At 70.6% G+C, this 15,698-nt stretch carries 10 protein-coding genes; 2 read left to right on the top strand and 8 right to left on the bottom strand.

Annotated features, from left to right (window positions below; genetic code table 11):
- From EBN88_RS08640 to EBN88_RS08605, 8 genes are all read right to left on the bottom strand, one after another.
- Nucleotides 1–1,222: MinD/ParA family ATP-binding protein (locus tag EBN88_RS08640; protein ID WP_233580538.1), on the bottom strand; the 1,222-nt coding region annotated here is incomplete at its 3' end.
- A gap of 55 nt (nucleotides 1,223–1,277) precedes the next feature.
- Nucleotides 1,278–1,997, bottom strand: coding sequence for a hypothetical protein (locus tag EBN88_RS08635; protein WP_233580537.1), 720 nt, complete (start codon nucleotides 1,995–1,997; stop codon nucleotides 1,278–1,280).
- 175 nt (nucleotides 1,998–2,172) lie between these two features.
- Nucleotides 2,173–3,204 carry a hypothetical protein gene (locus EBN88_RS08630; protein WP_122183211.1) on the bottom strand — a complete coding sequence of 344 codons (1,032 nt, stop codon included), beginning with the start codon at nucleotides 3,202–3,204 and terminating at the stop codon, nucleotides 2,173–2,175.
- Nucleotides 3,198–3,836, bottom strand: coding sequence for a hypothetical protein (locus EBN88_RS08625; protein ID WP_147472685.1), 639 nt, complete (start codon nucleotides 3,834–3,836; stop codon nucleotides 3,198–3,200). The genes EBN88_RS08630 and EBN88_RS08625 overlap by 7 nt, the downstream gene beginning before the upstream one ends.
- A gap of 307 nt (nucleotides 3,837–4,143) precedes the next feature.
- Nucleotides 4,144–4,572 (bottom strand): hypothetical protein, encoded by a 429-nt coding sequence (locus tag EBN88_RS08620; RefSeq protein ID WP_158621339.1) that lies wholly within the window; start codon nucleotides 4,570–4,572, stop codon nucleotides 4,144–4,146.
- Nucleotides 4,572–8,972 carry a DUF6531 domain-containing protein gene (locus EBN88_RS08615; protein WP_147472684.1) on the bottom strand — a complete coding sequence of 1,467 codons (4,401 nt, stop codon included), beginning with the start codon at nucleotides 8,970–8,972 and terminating at the stop codon, nucleotides 4,572–4,574. Before EBN88_RS08615 ends, EBN88_RS08620 begins: the two co-directional genes overlap by 1 nt.
- Nucleotides 8,973–9,083: 111 nt before the next feature.
- Nucleotides 9,084–9,578, bottom strand: coding sequence for a VOC family protein (locus tag EBN88_RS08610; RefSeq protein WP_233580536.1), 495 nt, complete (start codon nucleotides 9,576–9,578; stop codon nucleotides 9,084–9,086).
- Between the two features lie 178 nt (nucleotides 9,579–9,756).
- Nucleotides 9,757–14,328 carry an FtsK/SpoIIIE domain-containing protein gene (locus EBN88_RS08605; protein ID WP_122183207.1) on the bottom strand — a complete coding sequence of 1,524 codons (4,572 nt, stop codon included), beginning with the start codon at nucleotides 14,326–14,328 and terminating at the stop codon, nucleotides 9,757–9,759.
- Nucleotides 14,329–14,919: 591 nt separating this feature from the next.
- Between EBN88_RS08605 and EBN88_RS08600 the strand changes: the two genes are divergently transcribed.
- The gene (locus EBN88_RS08600) at nucleotides 14,920–15,210 is read left to right on the top strand and encodes a WXG100 family type VII secretion target (RefSeq protein WP_199742299.1); all 291 of its coding nucleotides are present in this window, start codon (nucleotides 14,920–14,922) and stop codon (nucleotides 15,208–15,210) included.
- A 188-nt stretch (nucleotides 15,211–15,398) separates the two neighbouring features.
- Nucleotides 15,399–15,698, top strand: coding sequence for a hypothetical protein (locus tag EBN88_RS08595; protein ID WP_122183205.1), 300 nt, complete (start codon nucleotides 15,399–15,401; stop codon nucleotides 15,696–15,698).

Raw genomic sequence — 15,698 nt, 5'->3', positions numbered from 1 at the left:
CGGCGGTGGGCGCCTGGCCGACGGCCTGGGCGTGGTCGGTGGTCCCGGGGTGGGCGTCGGCGCCGGGCTGACCGGCGGGGCCGGTCGCGGCGCCGGGGTAGGCCGGCTGACCGGAGGCGTACGTCTGCTGTCCCGACGCGTGCGGCGCCTGCCCGCCGGCATTGGGCATCTGACCGGCCGGGCTCGGCATCTGACCGCCCTTGGTCGGCTGCTGACCGGCGTAGCCGGGCGGGGGCGCGCCGTATCCGGGCGGGGGCGGGCCGTACCCGGGCGGGGGCGCGCCGTATCCGGGCGGGGGCGCGTAACTCCCCGGCGCGCCGTACCCGCCCGCCGGGGGCGCGCCCTGCGGCGCCGGCACGCCCTGTGCGCCGGGCGGCGGCACCTGCTGCGGGCCGGTCGCGCCACTGCCCGACGGCGTCAACTCCGAGCGGTAGACCTGGTGCAGATCGGCCACCACCCGGCGGGCCGAGCGCACCAGCAGCGACCGTTCCAGCCGGCCGCGCCTGCGCCCGGCCAACTGCTCGGCGCCCACCGGGTCCTCGGCCAGCAGGCCGACCACCCGGGAACCGGTGCCGGAGGCGATCAGCATCTCGTTCACCTGGGTGGCGACCCGTTCCCCGCGCTGCGGGTCGGCCACCAGCACCACCCCGATCTGCGGCTGCGCCAACTGCGCCGTGCCGCGCTGGCCGCCGTGCAACTTGTTGTGCAACGCGGCCGCGCGGTCGCGGACATGGGCGATCTGCTCGGGCGAGGAACGCGTCACCAGCAGCAGCACCGAGGCGTGCGGCAGCACGGCGTGCACCGGCGAACCGGCGTCCAGGCGCCCGCAGTCGGCCAGCACGTCGGCGGCGACCTCGTGGTGCGGCGACTGCGCAAGCTCGGCGAAGGCCCGACCCAACGCGCCCCACTGGCCGGTCAGTCCGGCCGCCTGGTCCGAGTTGGCGAGGCCGACCAGCACGTCGAGGCCGCCGGAGAGCCGCTGTGCGTGGTCCCACAGCTGCTCGGCGACGACGCCCCTGCGGGCCGTGGCGGCCAACGAGAGAATCCCGGTGGTCGGGTCGGGCGGGCGGCCGTTCTCCGTCACCGAGCGGTACACCAGGTCGCCGCCGGCCGGGTCGATCTCCGCCAGCAGCACCCGGCGCGGCCAGAGCGCGGCCAGGGCGACGGCCGTGGTGGTCACACCCGGCGCGCCCTTGTCAGCGGCCACTGCGATCAGCGCCATCCGCTCCCCGTTCCTCCCCCGCGCACCGGTCCCTCGCCCCCTCCGCGGTCGTCGTTCACTCGGCGGGGGCCGCGACGACCACCAGCGACACGTCGCCGGCGGCTGCCGCCCTGGTCAACTCGGCCACCACGGCCTCGTCCACGCGCAGCGTCACCGGCAGCGTGCTGTTCCCGCTGCCGCCGCCGTCCCCGTGGATCGCCACCACCTGGGCCGAGTCCGTCAACAACGTGTCCTGGCTGGGCTGCTGCGCGTCCTCCTGCTCGGCGTTGCCGGCGGGGCCGTCGTCGCCGACCCAGTAGGCCGCGACCGTGTCGCCCGCCTCAAGTCCCGAGGGGAACTGGCCCGGTTGGAGCGAGACCCCGACCATGACCTCGCCCTCGGGAAGCGTCGGCTCACCGGTGAGCATCTCGCCGACCAGCACCGTGCCGGCGACCAGGTCGGTGGTGGGCCGCAGGCTCTCCATCACCGTCTGCCGCTGCTCCCAACGGACATAGCTCACCGCGTCGTCCTCGGCGACCAGCACCGACTCCATCGCGGACTCCGGTATCCGCTGACCCATCGGGACGCGCTCGGTGATGCGGATCGCCTCCACCCGGTCGCCGGCGCGCATCACCAGCACCGTGGCGCCCAGGGCGCCGATCAGCACCAACAGCGCGGCGAGCGCCGCCAACGCGGGCTTGCGCTCGCGCGGGGGAGCGGGCAGCCGATCCCCGGCCACTGGACCAACGGCGATCGACTTCTTCGCAGCCGTGGTGACCCGGTCCTCAGTTCTCATCCGCCAACCCCGGTTCCCACGTGGAGGCGGCGTTCACGGCCATCGCCTGAACGCTCACGCAAAAGAACGGTCTCATTACCCTATCCGGTGATTCGCACGCTATCAGTCCGCTCGCGGCGCCTACAACGGCGGTCGCGCAACATATCGCACCCCGCGCGCCCCCTGTCACAAGAGTTCACCGAACGATCGTCTGCACCTCGTCGACGGTCACGTCGTAGGTGGTTTCGAAGACCCCGTCCGGCAGCGTGCCGCCGGAGCCGTCCGAGCCCTCCCAGGCGATCTCCCACCGCACCGAGGCGGTCAACTCGTAGGCGCCGCCCTCGGGGGTGGACCGGAGATACGTCACCCCACACGGGGGCTCATGGCCCTCCGCCCCCTCCCGGTACGCCGCCGCGTCGATCGCGCACTCCCCCGAACCGGGGTGCGTCACGGCGTCCCCGGTCCCCGGCTCGATCGTCAACCCCACCGGCGTCGCGGTCGTCGTCGCCGACAACCCGTAGTCGTCAAGCGACGCCGTCACCGACACCGGCTCGAACTCCCCCCGCCTTAGCCAGACCCACGTCGCGAGATTGACGGTCTGCGCCCCGCCCGGGTTCATCTCGATCTCGGTGTCCGGCACCCGAATCCGCTCGTACGCCAACTCGGCGAGCATCTCGACGTCCACCACCTCGGGAACATCGGCGGGCGGCGGGTCCCCGAAGTCCACCCAGAAGGTGCGGGACTCACACGCCCAACGAGCGTCCGCATCCGGGTGATTGTCGTTCCGCACCACCTGCCAGAACATCCCCTCCCCCTGCCGGTCCACGTTGAAGTTGGGATACTCGCCATCCTCCCCGTAGGAGTCCTCCAGGGACTGCCTGAGGGCTTCCTTGTCCTCGGGCAGATGTCCGGAGTTGTAGAACTCGCGGGAGAGTTCGTCCCAGTACGCCTGGAACTCCTCGGGCGAGTACGTCGGCGCGTAGTAACAGGCCGGCGGCGACCAGGACGTGGCACCCACCGAGGGCCCGGACCCCGGCCCGGGCTCGGCCGGGGTGTAGGTGATCCGAGCGACACCCGCACTCGCATCGATGGTCGGGCCGTCCGAACTCCCCGTCACCTCTTCATCTCCGTCCTGCTGGATGTCGGCCCATGCAGGTGTGGAGACGGCCATGAGAAAAATGACCAGGAGGCCGGAACCCAGGTACTTCAGCCGTGGACTACTCAGCATGACTGCGAATCTGACTCCAGGTCGTAGCCGACGGTCTGCCAGACACCCAGGTCGTTCAGTTCCAACCGTCCGGTGTACAAGGACGGCGCGGCGGTCGCATCGGCTTCCTCGACCAACTCTCTTGTCGTGAAGTCCACCGTGGCCACCTCCCGGAAATCACGGCAGAAACTGAAAGTGGCAGAAGCATCATCCACGAGGTTGACGCTCTGGTTGTAGTAACGGGCGGTTCCGGTCGACGTCAGCCCATCCTCGTGCACGCCATCCATCATGGTGATGACCTGATTCAGGGCTTCGCCAGCAATGAAATAGCGCAATGCTGGCCGGTTGGTCTCGTGGGTGACGATGGCCTCGGCTACCGCATCCTGGAAACCTTGAAGATCACCAATCGCCGCGTCCACGACGGGATCACCCGTCAGCTCGTCCTCATAGACATTCTCGAAGTCCGGCCCCAGGTCGATCTCCGGGCGGCCGTCCTCCGGCTCCTCCGTCGGCTCCGGGTCCGCGCTCTCCTCCGGCTCCGACTCCTCGGTCGGCGTCTGGACGCCCGCGATCTCGTCGTCCTCAGCCGAGTCCCCATCCCCACCGCACGCGGTCAGCACCAGCGCGCTGGCCGCGACCACGGCCCCGTACACGATCCTGTTCCGACGAGCCACAGCAACTCCGTATCACAGAAGGCGAGTCACACATCCGAGCGAATCCCAGCTTAGTCACCGCCCGCGCACAACCAACCACACACCCCACCAAAGCTCAGCCGCAGTCGCCTGCTCCGCGTTGCTGGTCGTCGTCGACCATCTGCCAGTCCCCGAGGTCATCAGCTCCATGCGGCGAGGTGCAGCACAGGCGCCGCGCCGGGGTCGGCCTTCCCGACAGCCTCGCCCGCCTCCGCGTCGATGACGTCCACCCGGCTCGCGTGACGGCACCAGATCGGCCGGTGCCCTGCTAGGCGTCGGGCACTGACAGTAGGAAATCGGCGAAACACACGCGGAGTTGACGTTCGCTCTCCCACTCGACCGCCAGCCCGACGAGATCCGGGACGTCGAACCGACGAACCACAGCGATCTCGGTCAGGCCCCAGTCGAGCTGCTCGGGATCGGCGAGCTGCGCGTGGTTCAGGGCGCCGGTGAATTCGAGCCGCTGCACCCCCATCAGGAACAGGCGGACCAGCACCGGCCGTTCCAGAGCATCCGGCCGGACCTGGCCGTCGGGCCCCCACACGTGGTTGATGTCCATCCGCACCCCGAACCCGAAGTGCACGGGCCGGACGTCGTGCAGCAGGCATTCCTCGAAGGAGCTCCACTCACTCAGCAGCGCGTCGAGCCTGTGCCGGGCGCTGTTCACCATCCCTGGTGTCCCGTCTGTCTCTGTCATCACCGTGAATATACGTTGATGCCGTGAGTCTGGGCGGGGGGAGCCACATTGCCGAACTCGTCAAGGTTGTTGCCGGCGCTGTTCTGTATCCGGATGTCCCAGTTGCCGTTCCGTCGCATGATCCGCACCTGCTCGCCCGCCGGGTTGGTGTAGAGGTAGCCCTTCTTGTTCTTCGCGAGCTGCCTGACGAAGCCGTCGTCGAGCAGAGCCGCTCGGATCTCGATGATCGGCCGGCTCCGGACGCTTCCGTTGGAGAAGATGTTCTTCAGCCCAGCGGAGGCGTTCTTCAGCCCGGTGGGGTGCGCGGCGAGACCGAGCGGGTCGGTCCAAGTGTGTGGGTTGTGAACGTAGGTGTAGTGGTTGGGCGCCGGGTCCAGCCCGAGCGGGTCGGGCGAGGCGTATCGGGCGGTGACCGGGTCGTAGTGGCGGTGCAGGTTGTAGTGCCACCCGGTCTCCGCGTCGTGGTACTGCCCGGGAAATCGCAACGGCGTGCCCGCCCCGTCGTCGCCTCCGGCCGACGCTCCCCACACAGTGGTGCGGGCCTCCCACGCGATGCCGCCATCCTCGTCGACGAGATGAGTCGGAGCGCCGACCAGATCGGTGACGATGGCGTAGAAGCGCCGGTCGATCTCGCTCTGCGAGACCTGCTCGACCTGGGTCAGCGGATGGAGCCCTAGATAGTCCCAGGTGACCGTCCGGGACCGGCCGTCCGCCGCCCGCGTGGTCTGCTCGACCAGAGTTGTCTCCACCCAGGTGAACTCGACGAACTGGCCCGGAGTGCCGTCCGCGGCCCTGGACTCCTTCGCCACGCGGCGGCCCAGCGGGTCGTAGCGGTACTCCCAACGGGCGCCGTCGGGTGTGGTGACAGCGGTCAGACGATCCTCGGCATCCCACTCGTAGCGCCAGCTGGCGGGCTTCTTGGACAGCCGCACCCGCTGCCGCAGCACGGTGCGGCCAGCGGCGTCATAGGCATAGCGGATGCGACCTGACACTCGCAGGTCAGAGCCTTCGTAGTGCCGCCCCCCGGCGCCCGACGCGTTCCCGGCCGGCGCCGGCCAGTCGGCGGAGACCTGGTTGCCCGCCGCGTCGTACGCGTATGTTTCACTCCACCCCGGCGCCGAGACCTCGGTGACGCGGCCGATCGCGTCGAGCCCGAAAACCGACCGACCTCGGTCGCTGTCCTCCAGACCGATCAGATAAGCGTCCGCACGGTATACGAAGGAGCGGGTCCAGGCGGCCCGGCTGGGTGCCACCACCTCCTGCCTGGCAAGCCGGTTCGCCGGGTCCCATGCGTGGGTCAGGGCGACGCCGTGGTCGAGTTCGCGGCGCGCCTCGCGGCCTGCACCGTCGTACTCGAACAGGACGGTGTGGCCCGCGCTGTCCAGCGACACCGGGCGCCCGCTTTCGTCGTAGGCCCAGGCGCTGGTGTGGCCGCTCGGTGTGATGCGCCTGACCGGCTGCCCGACGCAGTCATATGTCTGCGCCAGCGTCCGCCCGTTGACGGTCTCGGTCAGCACCTGTCCGAGTCGGTCCCGTTCGATGACCAGCTCACAGTCCGGACCAACGGCGCGAAGCAGGCGTCCCACGGGGTCGTAGACGTAACTGGTGTCGTGGTCCCCGGTGTGTTTGGCGATGATGTCGCCTACAGCGTTGCGTACGTAACCGACCGTCTGGCCAAGGGCGTTGCTGCGTGCCACGAGCTGTCCGGCAGCGTCGAGCGTGTAGCTGACGGTCCGGTCGTCGAAGTCGGACTCGCTGATGAGGCGGCCGGCGTCGTCGTAGGTGTAGTCCCAGGTGCGGCCGTGTGGGCCAGTCACCCGGACCAACTTCAGCTCGGTGTCCCGCAGGAACTCGTACCTGGCGCCGTCCGGGCCGGTCTGGGCAGTGAGTTGGTCGAAGGCGCCGTACTCATAGCGGGTGAGGCCACCGTTGGCGTCCTGGAGGGTGAGCAGGTTGCCCTCACCGTCCCAGGTCCTGATCTCCGTGCCGCCCAGCGGGTCGATCCGGCTCAACAGCCAGCCCTCCGGGGAGTAGCAGGTTCGGGTGGTGTTGCCCAACGGGTCGGTCGTGGCGGTGATCCGCCCGAACGCGTCGCGTCGGAACATGGTCACCTCGCCCAGCGGGTTGGTGATCGCCATGGGCAGGCCGGCCGGGTCGCACCGCACCAGGGTGGTGGCGCCGGCGGCGTCGGTGATGGTGGCCAGGCCGCCACGTGCGTCATACGTGTAGCGGGTCCGGTTGCCGGCCGGGTCGACGAGAACGGTGCGGTTGCCGGCGGCGTCGAATCCCTGCTCCCACCTGGCTCCGTCCGGCTCGATGAACGAGGTGACCAGGCCGATTTCGTTGTACTCGACCCGCACCAGGTGACCATCGGGCCGCAGCACCGCAACCTCGTCGCCAATGTCGGCGTACTCATAGCGGGTTGTGCGGCCGAGAGGGTCGGTGAGAGAGAGGACCCGGTCGTACCGGTCGTAGGTGCGCTTGTTGACGTGGCCGAGGGGGTCGGTCTCGGCGATGAGTTGGTAGCTGTCGTTGAACTCGTACGTGGTGTGGTGGCCGAGGGAGTTGGTTGCCGTGGTGCGGTGGTTGGCGGAGTCGTAGGTATAGCGGTACTCGAGGGCGCGGTCGGTGCCGGTGGTGAAGACACAGCGGCCGTCGGCGTCGTACTCGTAGGCGTACCAGTAGCCGTTCCGGTCCTCCCAGCGGGCGAGTCGGTGGCCTTCGTAGAAGAAGCGCAGCGGCTGCCCGGAGGAGTTGGTGAGCCGCGCGAGCAGCCCGGCCTCGTCGTAGTCGTACCGCAACAGTCTGGGCTGCCCGGCGTCGTTGAGCAGTCGCAGGTCGGTGATGCGGCCCTCGCGGGTGGTGACCCCGAGGTGGTAGCCGCCGGTGTGGACCACATCGGTCGGCGCACCATGCTCGTCATAGGCAATGGTGATGCGGTTGTTGTTCCGGTCCGATATCGCGCTCAGCGGTAGCACCGAACCAGGCCGCCCCTGGATCGGAGCGAAATGGAGCGTTCGGCCGTTCTCGCGTTGGTGAACGGCCATCGGGCTGCTGGATTGGCCGTCCCAGTCCAGGGTCCACCGAGGCCCCTCCACCGGCAGCACCGACTCCCCGGGGATCGGGCGGGGGTACAGCAGGCTCATGCCATCTGCGGTGAAGAGCCGCACGCCGTACTCGTCCAGGACGAGGCGTTGATCCAGGGTGGAGGCCCAGGAGGCGCCGAACCAGCCGCCGTCCCGGTAGGTGGAGATGTGGTGCCGCTCGATGACCAGAGGGAGCACGCCGGGGAGTTCCACGTCAGTGGCGGACATCAGCAGCTCACCCGTGGCCACGTCGACCGGGTCTCCGCAGGCGTTGCGGCGAAACATCTGTACGCCCCGCTGCCGCAGATTCCGCCCCAGCCCGAGCGCGCCCCGCCCGAGACCACGCAATCCCGTGGACGCCAACGACCGCATCCCCCGAGCCAGTCCACCCAGGGTGGTGAGCCCCTTCATCCCCGGGATGCAGTCGAGCGCGGCGAAGGCGACATCGAGGAGTCCGGCCTCACCGCGCGCGTACTTGACGAGGGTGTCGGCGAGGACCACCAGGGCGGCGGCGAGGACGACCCAGGCGAGCGGGCCGCCGATGATCATCACGACGACGCCGAGGACGGCGACGATGACCTTGCAGATGTCGACCAGCGTGTCCCAGTTGTCCGTCACCCACTTGATGGCCTTCTCCCACCAACGCCGGTTCTGGATGCCGGCGTCGGACGCCTCGTCGATGTCGCGGGCGCACTCGCGCGCGGCCTCCTCGCGCATCTCCTGCGCGTCCTGGGCGAGTTGACGGGCGGCCGCGAGGCGTTCCTCGGCATCGTTGACCCGGGATCTGGCCGCGCCGGCGGCGGCCTCGGCTGCCTGCTGGTCGCGGGCGGCCGCCCGGACGTCGGCCTCGTCCGGCGGCTCGACGTTCTCCCGTTCCCCTTCGCGCTGAAGCCGCTCCGCCTCATCACCGGCCCGGCCCACCCAATCCCGCGCGTCCCCCAACGCCGACTGAGCGGACGCGAGATCCGCCTGCGCGGAGATCGCCCGGTCCAACGCCCGGTCCGCCATGCCCTGCGCGGTCTGCAACTTCGGCCAGTACGTGTGCAGTGCCCGCGCGCACAGGGAATAGCTGTCCTCCAGCTTGGTCAGGTTGTCCGGCACGCCCTCGAACTCGGAACGGAACGCGTCCGCGGACAACCCCGCCCAGTCCAACACCGCACGCTCCGAGGCCAACCCGCGGATCTTGCCCAGCGCCTCCGCCACATTGTCGGCGAACTCCCGCAACTCGTCCGCGAGTTCGCGCACCTCGTCCGGGTCACCGGGTGTCGGGTCCCGATCCATGTCCACCGGAGACCAGTCAGTCGGTCGCGCCACGATCCCCCCAGGCTCGTTTTCCAGCGTTCTGTCAACGTTACCGAATGAGCACGCATGACGGCACTGCGTTCCTGACCCCGGTGCCACGGCCTCCCCGCCGGGAGACCCCCGTCACTCCTCCGTCAGCAGGTGCACCACCCCCGCCGGGTTGCGGTACCAGTGGGCGCGGGTGTCGGGGGCGGTGAAGGGCTCGACCGTGTCGAGGGGTTGGTGGCCGGCGCGGGCGAGGCGTTCCCTGGCGGACTCCAGGTGGGGCGTGCGCAGCTCCAGCCACACGTCGGAGCGGGCCGCGCCGGGGACGCGGTCCAGCCACAGCGTCGTCGGCCCGAACCGCACCGCGACGGTGTGGGAGACGGTAGCGGTGCCGGTGGCCTCGCCCTCCGCCTCGTCGACGACCTCAAGTCCCAGGGTGTCGCGGTAGAACGCGACGGTCGCCGCCCAGTCGGGGGCGGGGATCTTCATCGCGATGTTGACCCCGCCGCCGAAGTGCACCCCCAGCCCCGCGCCCAGCACCCCCTCGGGCACCCCGCCGGTCAGGTCGCCCCGGGGAACCTGGTCATCGCTCGCCATCCGGCCGTCGGTCATTATCCGCTCCTCACTCCGCATGTTCGGAGCGTAACCGGTGCCACTGACACTCCGGCCGAGGCGGCCGGCCACGGCGCCGGCGACGCGCACCACCCCACACGGCCGAGGTCCCCGTGCCCCGCACCCCCTTGGGGCGCGGAGCACGGGGACCTCGGGGCCAACCGCGCGAAAGCCGACCGTGCGATCCGTCAGCGACGCGTCACGGCGCCGGCGTCGTCACCGAGAACGCCGTGCCATCCCCGAGATGGAGGATCGCGCGGCCCGGCGTCGGCTGCTCGGCCGCCGCGCTGCGCGGCAGCTTCGCGCCGATCAGCTCGCCCGAGCGGTGGGTGGTCGGCGAGAGCAGCGCGCCTCGGCGCGCCTTCTTCGCGTCCACCTGCCAGCCGGAGAACCCGCCGCAGATCTCGCCCTCGTCGCCGCCGAGCACCAGGTAACGGCCGAGCTGGGCGCCCTGGGTGACCAGGGCCTTCAGCTCGTCCGCCGCGTCGCAGCGCCGCAGGTCCTCGCCGTCGTCGACGAGGACGACGATCGGGTTCTCCACCGAGGAGGTGGAGACCGCCTCGCGCAGGTCCTTCTCGTACAGGTCGTCGCCGGTGAACACCTGGATGACGCCGTCCTGCCCGGCCAGGTCGCGCAGCGGCGAGGGCCTCGGGGCGGCCACGACCACCCGCACGCCCTGCGCCAGATACGACTTGGCGAGCATGGTGAGGACGGTGGAGCGCCCCGACTTGGGCGGGCCGGCGATGATGAACGCCGGGGTGCCCTGGGCCAGGTCGGGACCGTAGCCCATCAGCTCGTCGCCACCCACGCCGATGAGGCCCCACAGCCGGGAGTTCGACGCCTCCGGGTCCCGCATCTCCCACGCGTCGGCGAAGGTGAGCCGGCTCGGCAGGACGTCGACGCGGAACGGCCGCCGGGAGCGCGGCACCGCCGCGTCCCGCTCGGTCGCCCAGTCGCCGATGGCGCCGAGCGCCGCCGCCTGTGCCTGGCCGGACAGCTCCTCGGCGAGGACGGCGACCTGGATCTCGGTGAGCGCCTGGTTCCTGAACATGCGGCCGTCGGCGACCTCTTCCGGCACCTTGCGGGCCGGCATCCCGATGTTGGAGTAGTCCGACCGGTCCGAGAGCCGCATCGCGTACCGCTCCTCGGTGAGCGTGGAGATCCGCCCGGAGAGGACGCTGCGGTCGCCGGCGATGATCACGTGGATGCCGACCGAGGCGCCCTCGCGCATCATCACGAACATCTCGTCGGTGAGCGCGCCGTGGTCGATCTCGCCGAGCGTGGAGACCCAGCCCTCCCAGCGGTCGACGAGGACCACCAGGTGCGGCAGCCGCTTGTCGGGCTCGGCGGCGGCGCGCTGCTCGTTGATGTCGGCGAGCGCGTCGGCGGCGAGCACCTCCTGCCTGCGGTCCATCTCCTGGCGGAACCGGCGGATGAGCCGGCGGACGCGCTCGACCTGGTTCCTGGTGACGACCGCGCCGCAGTTGGGCAGCTTGGTCAGGGCGTTGAGCGCGCCGTTGCCGCAGTCGATGCCGTAGATGTGGACGTCGGCCGTGGAGTGAATCCAGGCCAGCGAGCCGGCGATGGTGCGCAGCAGCTGGGAACGGCCGCTGCGCGGCGCCCCGCCGACCAGCATGTGCCCGAAGGAACGGAAGTCGATGGCGACCGAGCGCCGCGCCTGCTGCGCGGGAAGGTCCTCGACGCCGTACGGGGCGGCCGGCAACGCGCCCTGGGGCACCGGGTGTTCGAGGTCGCGCAGCAGCACGGTGTCGCCGAGCGCGGGCAGCCACGGGCTGTGCTGCTTGGCGAAGCCGAGCTGGCGGTCGGCCTCGATGATCGCGTCGACCAGGACCTTGAGGTCGGTGATCTCCTCCTCCTGGGACTTGGCCCCCGGCGGCTTCTTCAGCGCGGCGCGGCCGAGGTTGTTCCACTCCAGCTGGCCGGACCAGGGTCGGGAGACCACCGGGTCGACGGCGCCGGGCCGGCGGCCACCGACGCGGCCGGACTGGAACGGCACCAGCGAGGCGTGCCCGAGCCGGACATAGGCGCGGCCCGGCGTGGACTTGGCGATGAAGCCGGCGTCCGGGGCGTCGATCACGTCGGAGGACTCGCTGCCGTCGGTGACGCGCAGCGCGATCCGCAGGTTGGTGTTGGCGCGGATCTCCGGGGAGACCACGCCGCTGGGCCGCTGGGTGGCGAGCAGCAGGTGGATGCCGAGCGAACGGCCTCGCTGCGCGATGTTGACCAGGCCCTTCACGAAGTCCGGCAGCTCGCGGACCATCGAGGCGAACTCGTCGATCACGATGAGCAGTCGGGGCAGCGCGGGCAGCCGGCCCGGGTTGCGCCGCATCAGGTCCTGGTAGTCCTCGATGTCCTTGGCGCCGACGTCGGCGAGCATGTGCTCCCTGCGGGTCAGCTCGGCGCCCAGCGAGGAGAGCGCGCGTTCCACCAGGTGGTTGTCGAGGTCGGTGACCATGCCGACGGTGTGCGGGAGTTGCACACAGTCCTTGAACGCGGAGCCGCCCTTGTAGTCGACGAGGACGAACGTCATGTTCTCCGGGGTGTTGGCCACCGCCAGGGACGCGACGATCGTCTGGAGCAGCTCCGACTTGCCGGAGCCGGTGGTGCCGGCGATCAGGCCGTGCGGGCCGTCCCTGCGCAGGTCGATGGCGAACGCGCCGTCGTAGGACTCGCCGATCACCGCCTCGGTGGACTGGCCGCCCATCTGCCAGCGGGCCGCGATGGCCCCGGCGGACGGCGGCTCCATCTCGATGACGTCCAGCAGCCGGGAGGACGAGGGCAGCGCCGCGTCCTCGGACTCGCCGCTGATGTCGCGGATCGGGCTGAGCGAACGGGCCATCAGCTCGCACCACTCGGGGAGCACCCAGTCGGGCCGCACGCCCCTGATGCGCCAGGCGCCGGTCTGCTCGACGCGCAGCCGGTCGGCGGTCATCGCGGGGGCGGGCGCCGAGCCCGGGCCCTGTCCGGGGAACGCGCTGCCGGGGACGGCGAGGAAGGTGTGGAAGCCGGTCGCGAAGCCGGGCCTGCGGGTGCCGCCCTGGGCGGCGCGGTCCGGGTTGGGCTCGGCGATGACCACGGCCTGGCACTCGCCGGGCAGGAAGCGCTCCTCGTCGTCGAGGCAGAGGGCGAAGATGGAGACCGAGGGGCCCTCGCGCAGCAGCCGGATCACGCCGGGCAGGGAGCGCATCTTCCGGGAGCCGTCGAAGACGACGACGATGTCCGGGTCCTTGAAGGAGGTCGGGCCGCCGCCGGTGCGCGCCTGCTTGGCGGCCTTCTGCCGGGCGTCGAGCGCGGCGGTCAGCTCGGCGACGCGGGCGCCGATGGTCTCGGCGTCGTTGCCGACCAGGAGGTTGGTGTCGTGTTCGGGGGCGGGCCTGGCGTGTGGCAGCCAGCGCGTCCACTCCCAGCTGTACTGCCCGGTGCCGTCGGTGAGCAGCACGAACTGGACGTCGATCGGGCTGTGCAGCACGGCGATCTGGCCGACGGTCCAACGGGCCAGCGCGCGGGCCGAGTCGCCGGAGCCGGCGTAGCCGATCACGCCGAGGGTGCGCAGCGGGAGGGTGACCGGGGCGTCGGCGATCTTCCAGGCGACCTGCCGCTTGTGCTCGTCCTGCTCGGGGTCGGTGAGGACGACCTCGGAGTCCAACTCGACGGTGCCGACCCGGATCAGCAGGTGGTCGTCGTCGGTGCGGCGGCGCTCGAAGAGGCGGGTGCGCGGGCCGGTGGCCTGGGTGAGCACGGTGGCCGGGTCGGGCGCGGCGTGCCGGCGGGCGAACCGCTCGGCGATCAGCGCGTCGCGCGCGTCCTTCTCGATCCTGGCCTTGCGCTCCTTGTACTCCTCGACCTTCTTGGCGTGTGATATCCGGCCGCGCTTCTTGTCCATGAAGTAGTTGGACAGCAGCATGATCGGGCTCATGAACGCCATCATCAGGAAGATCCAGCGTCCCGTGATGGAGGCCATGGCGACCGCGCCGACGACCGGGAGGATGGCCATCAGCCAGGGCAGCGGGCGCTTCTCGCGCTCGCCGGGCGGCTTGGGCAGCTGGAACTGCGTCTGCCGCTCGGGCGGCAGCAGCCGGGGCGGCCGGTTGTAGTCGAGGCCGGCGCCGTCCTCGGAGACCTTGAGCGCGGCGTCCGGCGGGAAGTAGGGGGTCAGCTCGAAGAGGGAGTCGCCGACGGAGAGTTGCTTGCCGAGCTTCCAGACGGCGCGGTCGCCCTCGTCGTGGAAGAACGGCTCGCCGTCGATCAGCGGCTGCTCGTCGCTGTACACCGTGACCCGGCAGGTGCCGTCGGCCGCGACCCGCAGGGTCATGGCGCGCTCGGGCAGCGTGGGGTCGGGGACGTGGATGTGGACCTGCTGTCCGTAGCCGATCTCCAGCTTGCCGACGCCCATGCGGTGCACGGCGCCGGCGGCGGGGCCGCCCACGACGCGCAGCTCCACCAGCCCGTTGGGCTCCGGCGGCCAGCAGCCGCTGGGGTTGTGCAGGCTGACGACGCTGCCCTCGCGCAGCGGGGACTGGGCCAGCGTCAGGCCGGGGTCGACGTACTCACCGTTGACGAACAGGTGGGCGCCGGCGGGTGCCTCCGCGTATCCCTGGGGCCCGCCCGCCTGGGCCGGCGCGAACCGGCTGCCGACCGCCTGGGCGAACTCGGGTGTCAGGTCCGCGATCTGCGTCTCCGGGTCGGCGTCGATCACGGTATCGGCCCGATGACCCCCGACCGGGTCTACTACTGTCAGGGTCAGGCGCACACTCATCCTCCCGTTGCTGACACGGCCTCCAGTTGGCTGGAAGACCCGCTCATCATCGCATCCCGCACCGACGGTGCGCCGGGCGGTCGATGGCCCCCCGAACGGTGGCCGAAGGTCACGGCCGGCGTCACCGCCACGGTCGGAGATGACGCGGAAAACGCGCTTGGTTCCCGTTGGTTGCCTGCTTCTTCCACGATGCCGCAGTTTTGCCCGCTCCGGAAGCGAGACGGGGACGAAGGGGGGCGCGAAACGGACGGCGGCGTACGGGGCGCGCGCCGCGGGGGGCGGAAGCCGGCGCGTGGGGTGCGCGGGGGTGGTGTGTTGACCCGTGGGAGGAGCGCGTCGGACCGTCCCCGGAAGATCTGGAGATTGGATGCAACCGATGGGGAACGACCCGCGTCCTTGGTGTCGTTGAGGTCGCGAACGACTCGCGAGGAAGGCACCGAGACCGGGCTTTCGTCCCAAGTGCCGCGCACGTAGGCTGAGTGGCGCGGTACGGTCCACGGACCGCGAACCGCCGTGAGTTACCTCATGAACGCGGGAGGAAGACGCCTTCCGCCTGGGCCAGAGGAGGGGACCGCCATGAGCGATATGGATGTGACTTATGACGATATGCAGGAGGCGGGTGACCGACTCATCGATGAGCGGGAGCAGATCGACCAGAAGCTGTCGTCGCTCCAGAGCTACATCGACAACCTGGTCTCGACCGGCTTCGTGACCAGCCGGGCGTCTCGTGCCTTCGACGAGTCCTACCGTGAGTTCACCACGGGTGCTCGCAAGGTGATCGAGGGTCTTGAGGGCATGGGTACCTACCTCAAGACCGCGGCCGACACCTACCGCGAGACCGACGAGGGCCTTGAGGGCGCGATCCGCGGCGGCTGACCTCGCCTGCTTCGTCCGGGGCGGTGCGCGGGTGTCTCACGGCATCCGGCACCGCCCCTTCGCATGTCGGGGCACCCGCCGCGCCCGCGGCACAGGCCCCACACGCGGCCCTCGCGATGCCGAGCGGCCCGCACGGAACGGGCACCACATGGGGACAACGGGGAGAGAACGGGGAGAGTACGGACGCGATGTCCTTCTTGAGATTCTTCGAGGACGAGGTACGGGAGTTGGCGGCCCGGCTGGAGTCCAGCGGCGACGACATGCGGGAGGCCTCGCGCAGCCTCTCGGGCACCAGCGCCGCCAGCATCGGGCCGTCCGAACTGGCCAGCCGGTGCGACGACTTCGCCGACTCCTGGGACTACGGCTTCGGCCAACTGTCGGAGCTGACCAGCGGGATCGGTGACGTCGCGATCAACGCGGCGGAGACCTACACGGCCACCGACGAGGAACTGGAACGAGCCCTCTCCGAGGGCGGGAGCGGGGGCTAG

The organism is Streptomyces triticirhizae, from assembly GCF_003696235.1.
GTDB classification, from domain to species: domain Bacteria; phylum Actinomycetota; class Actinomycetes; order Streptomycetales; family Streptomycetaceae; genus Streptomyces; species Streptomyces triticirhizae.
Note: the sequence above shows the minus strand (reverse complement) of the source record. Positions and strands in the feature narration are given on the sequence as shown.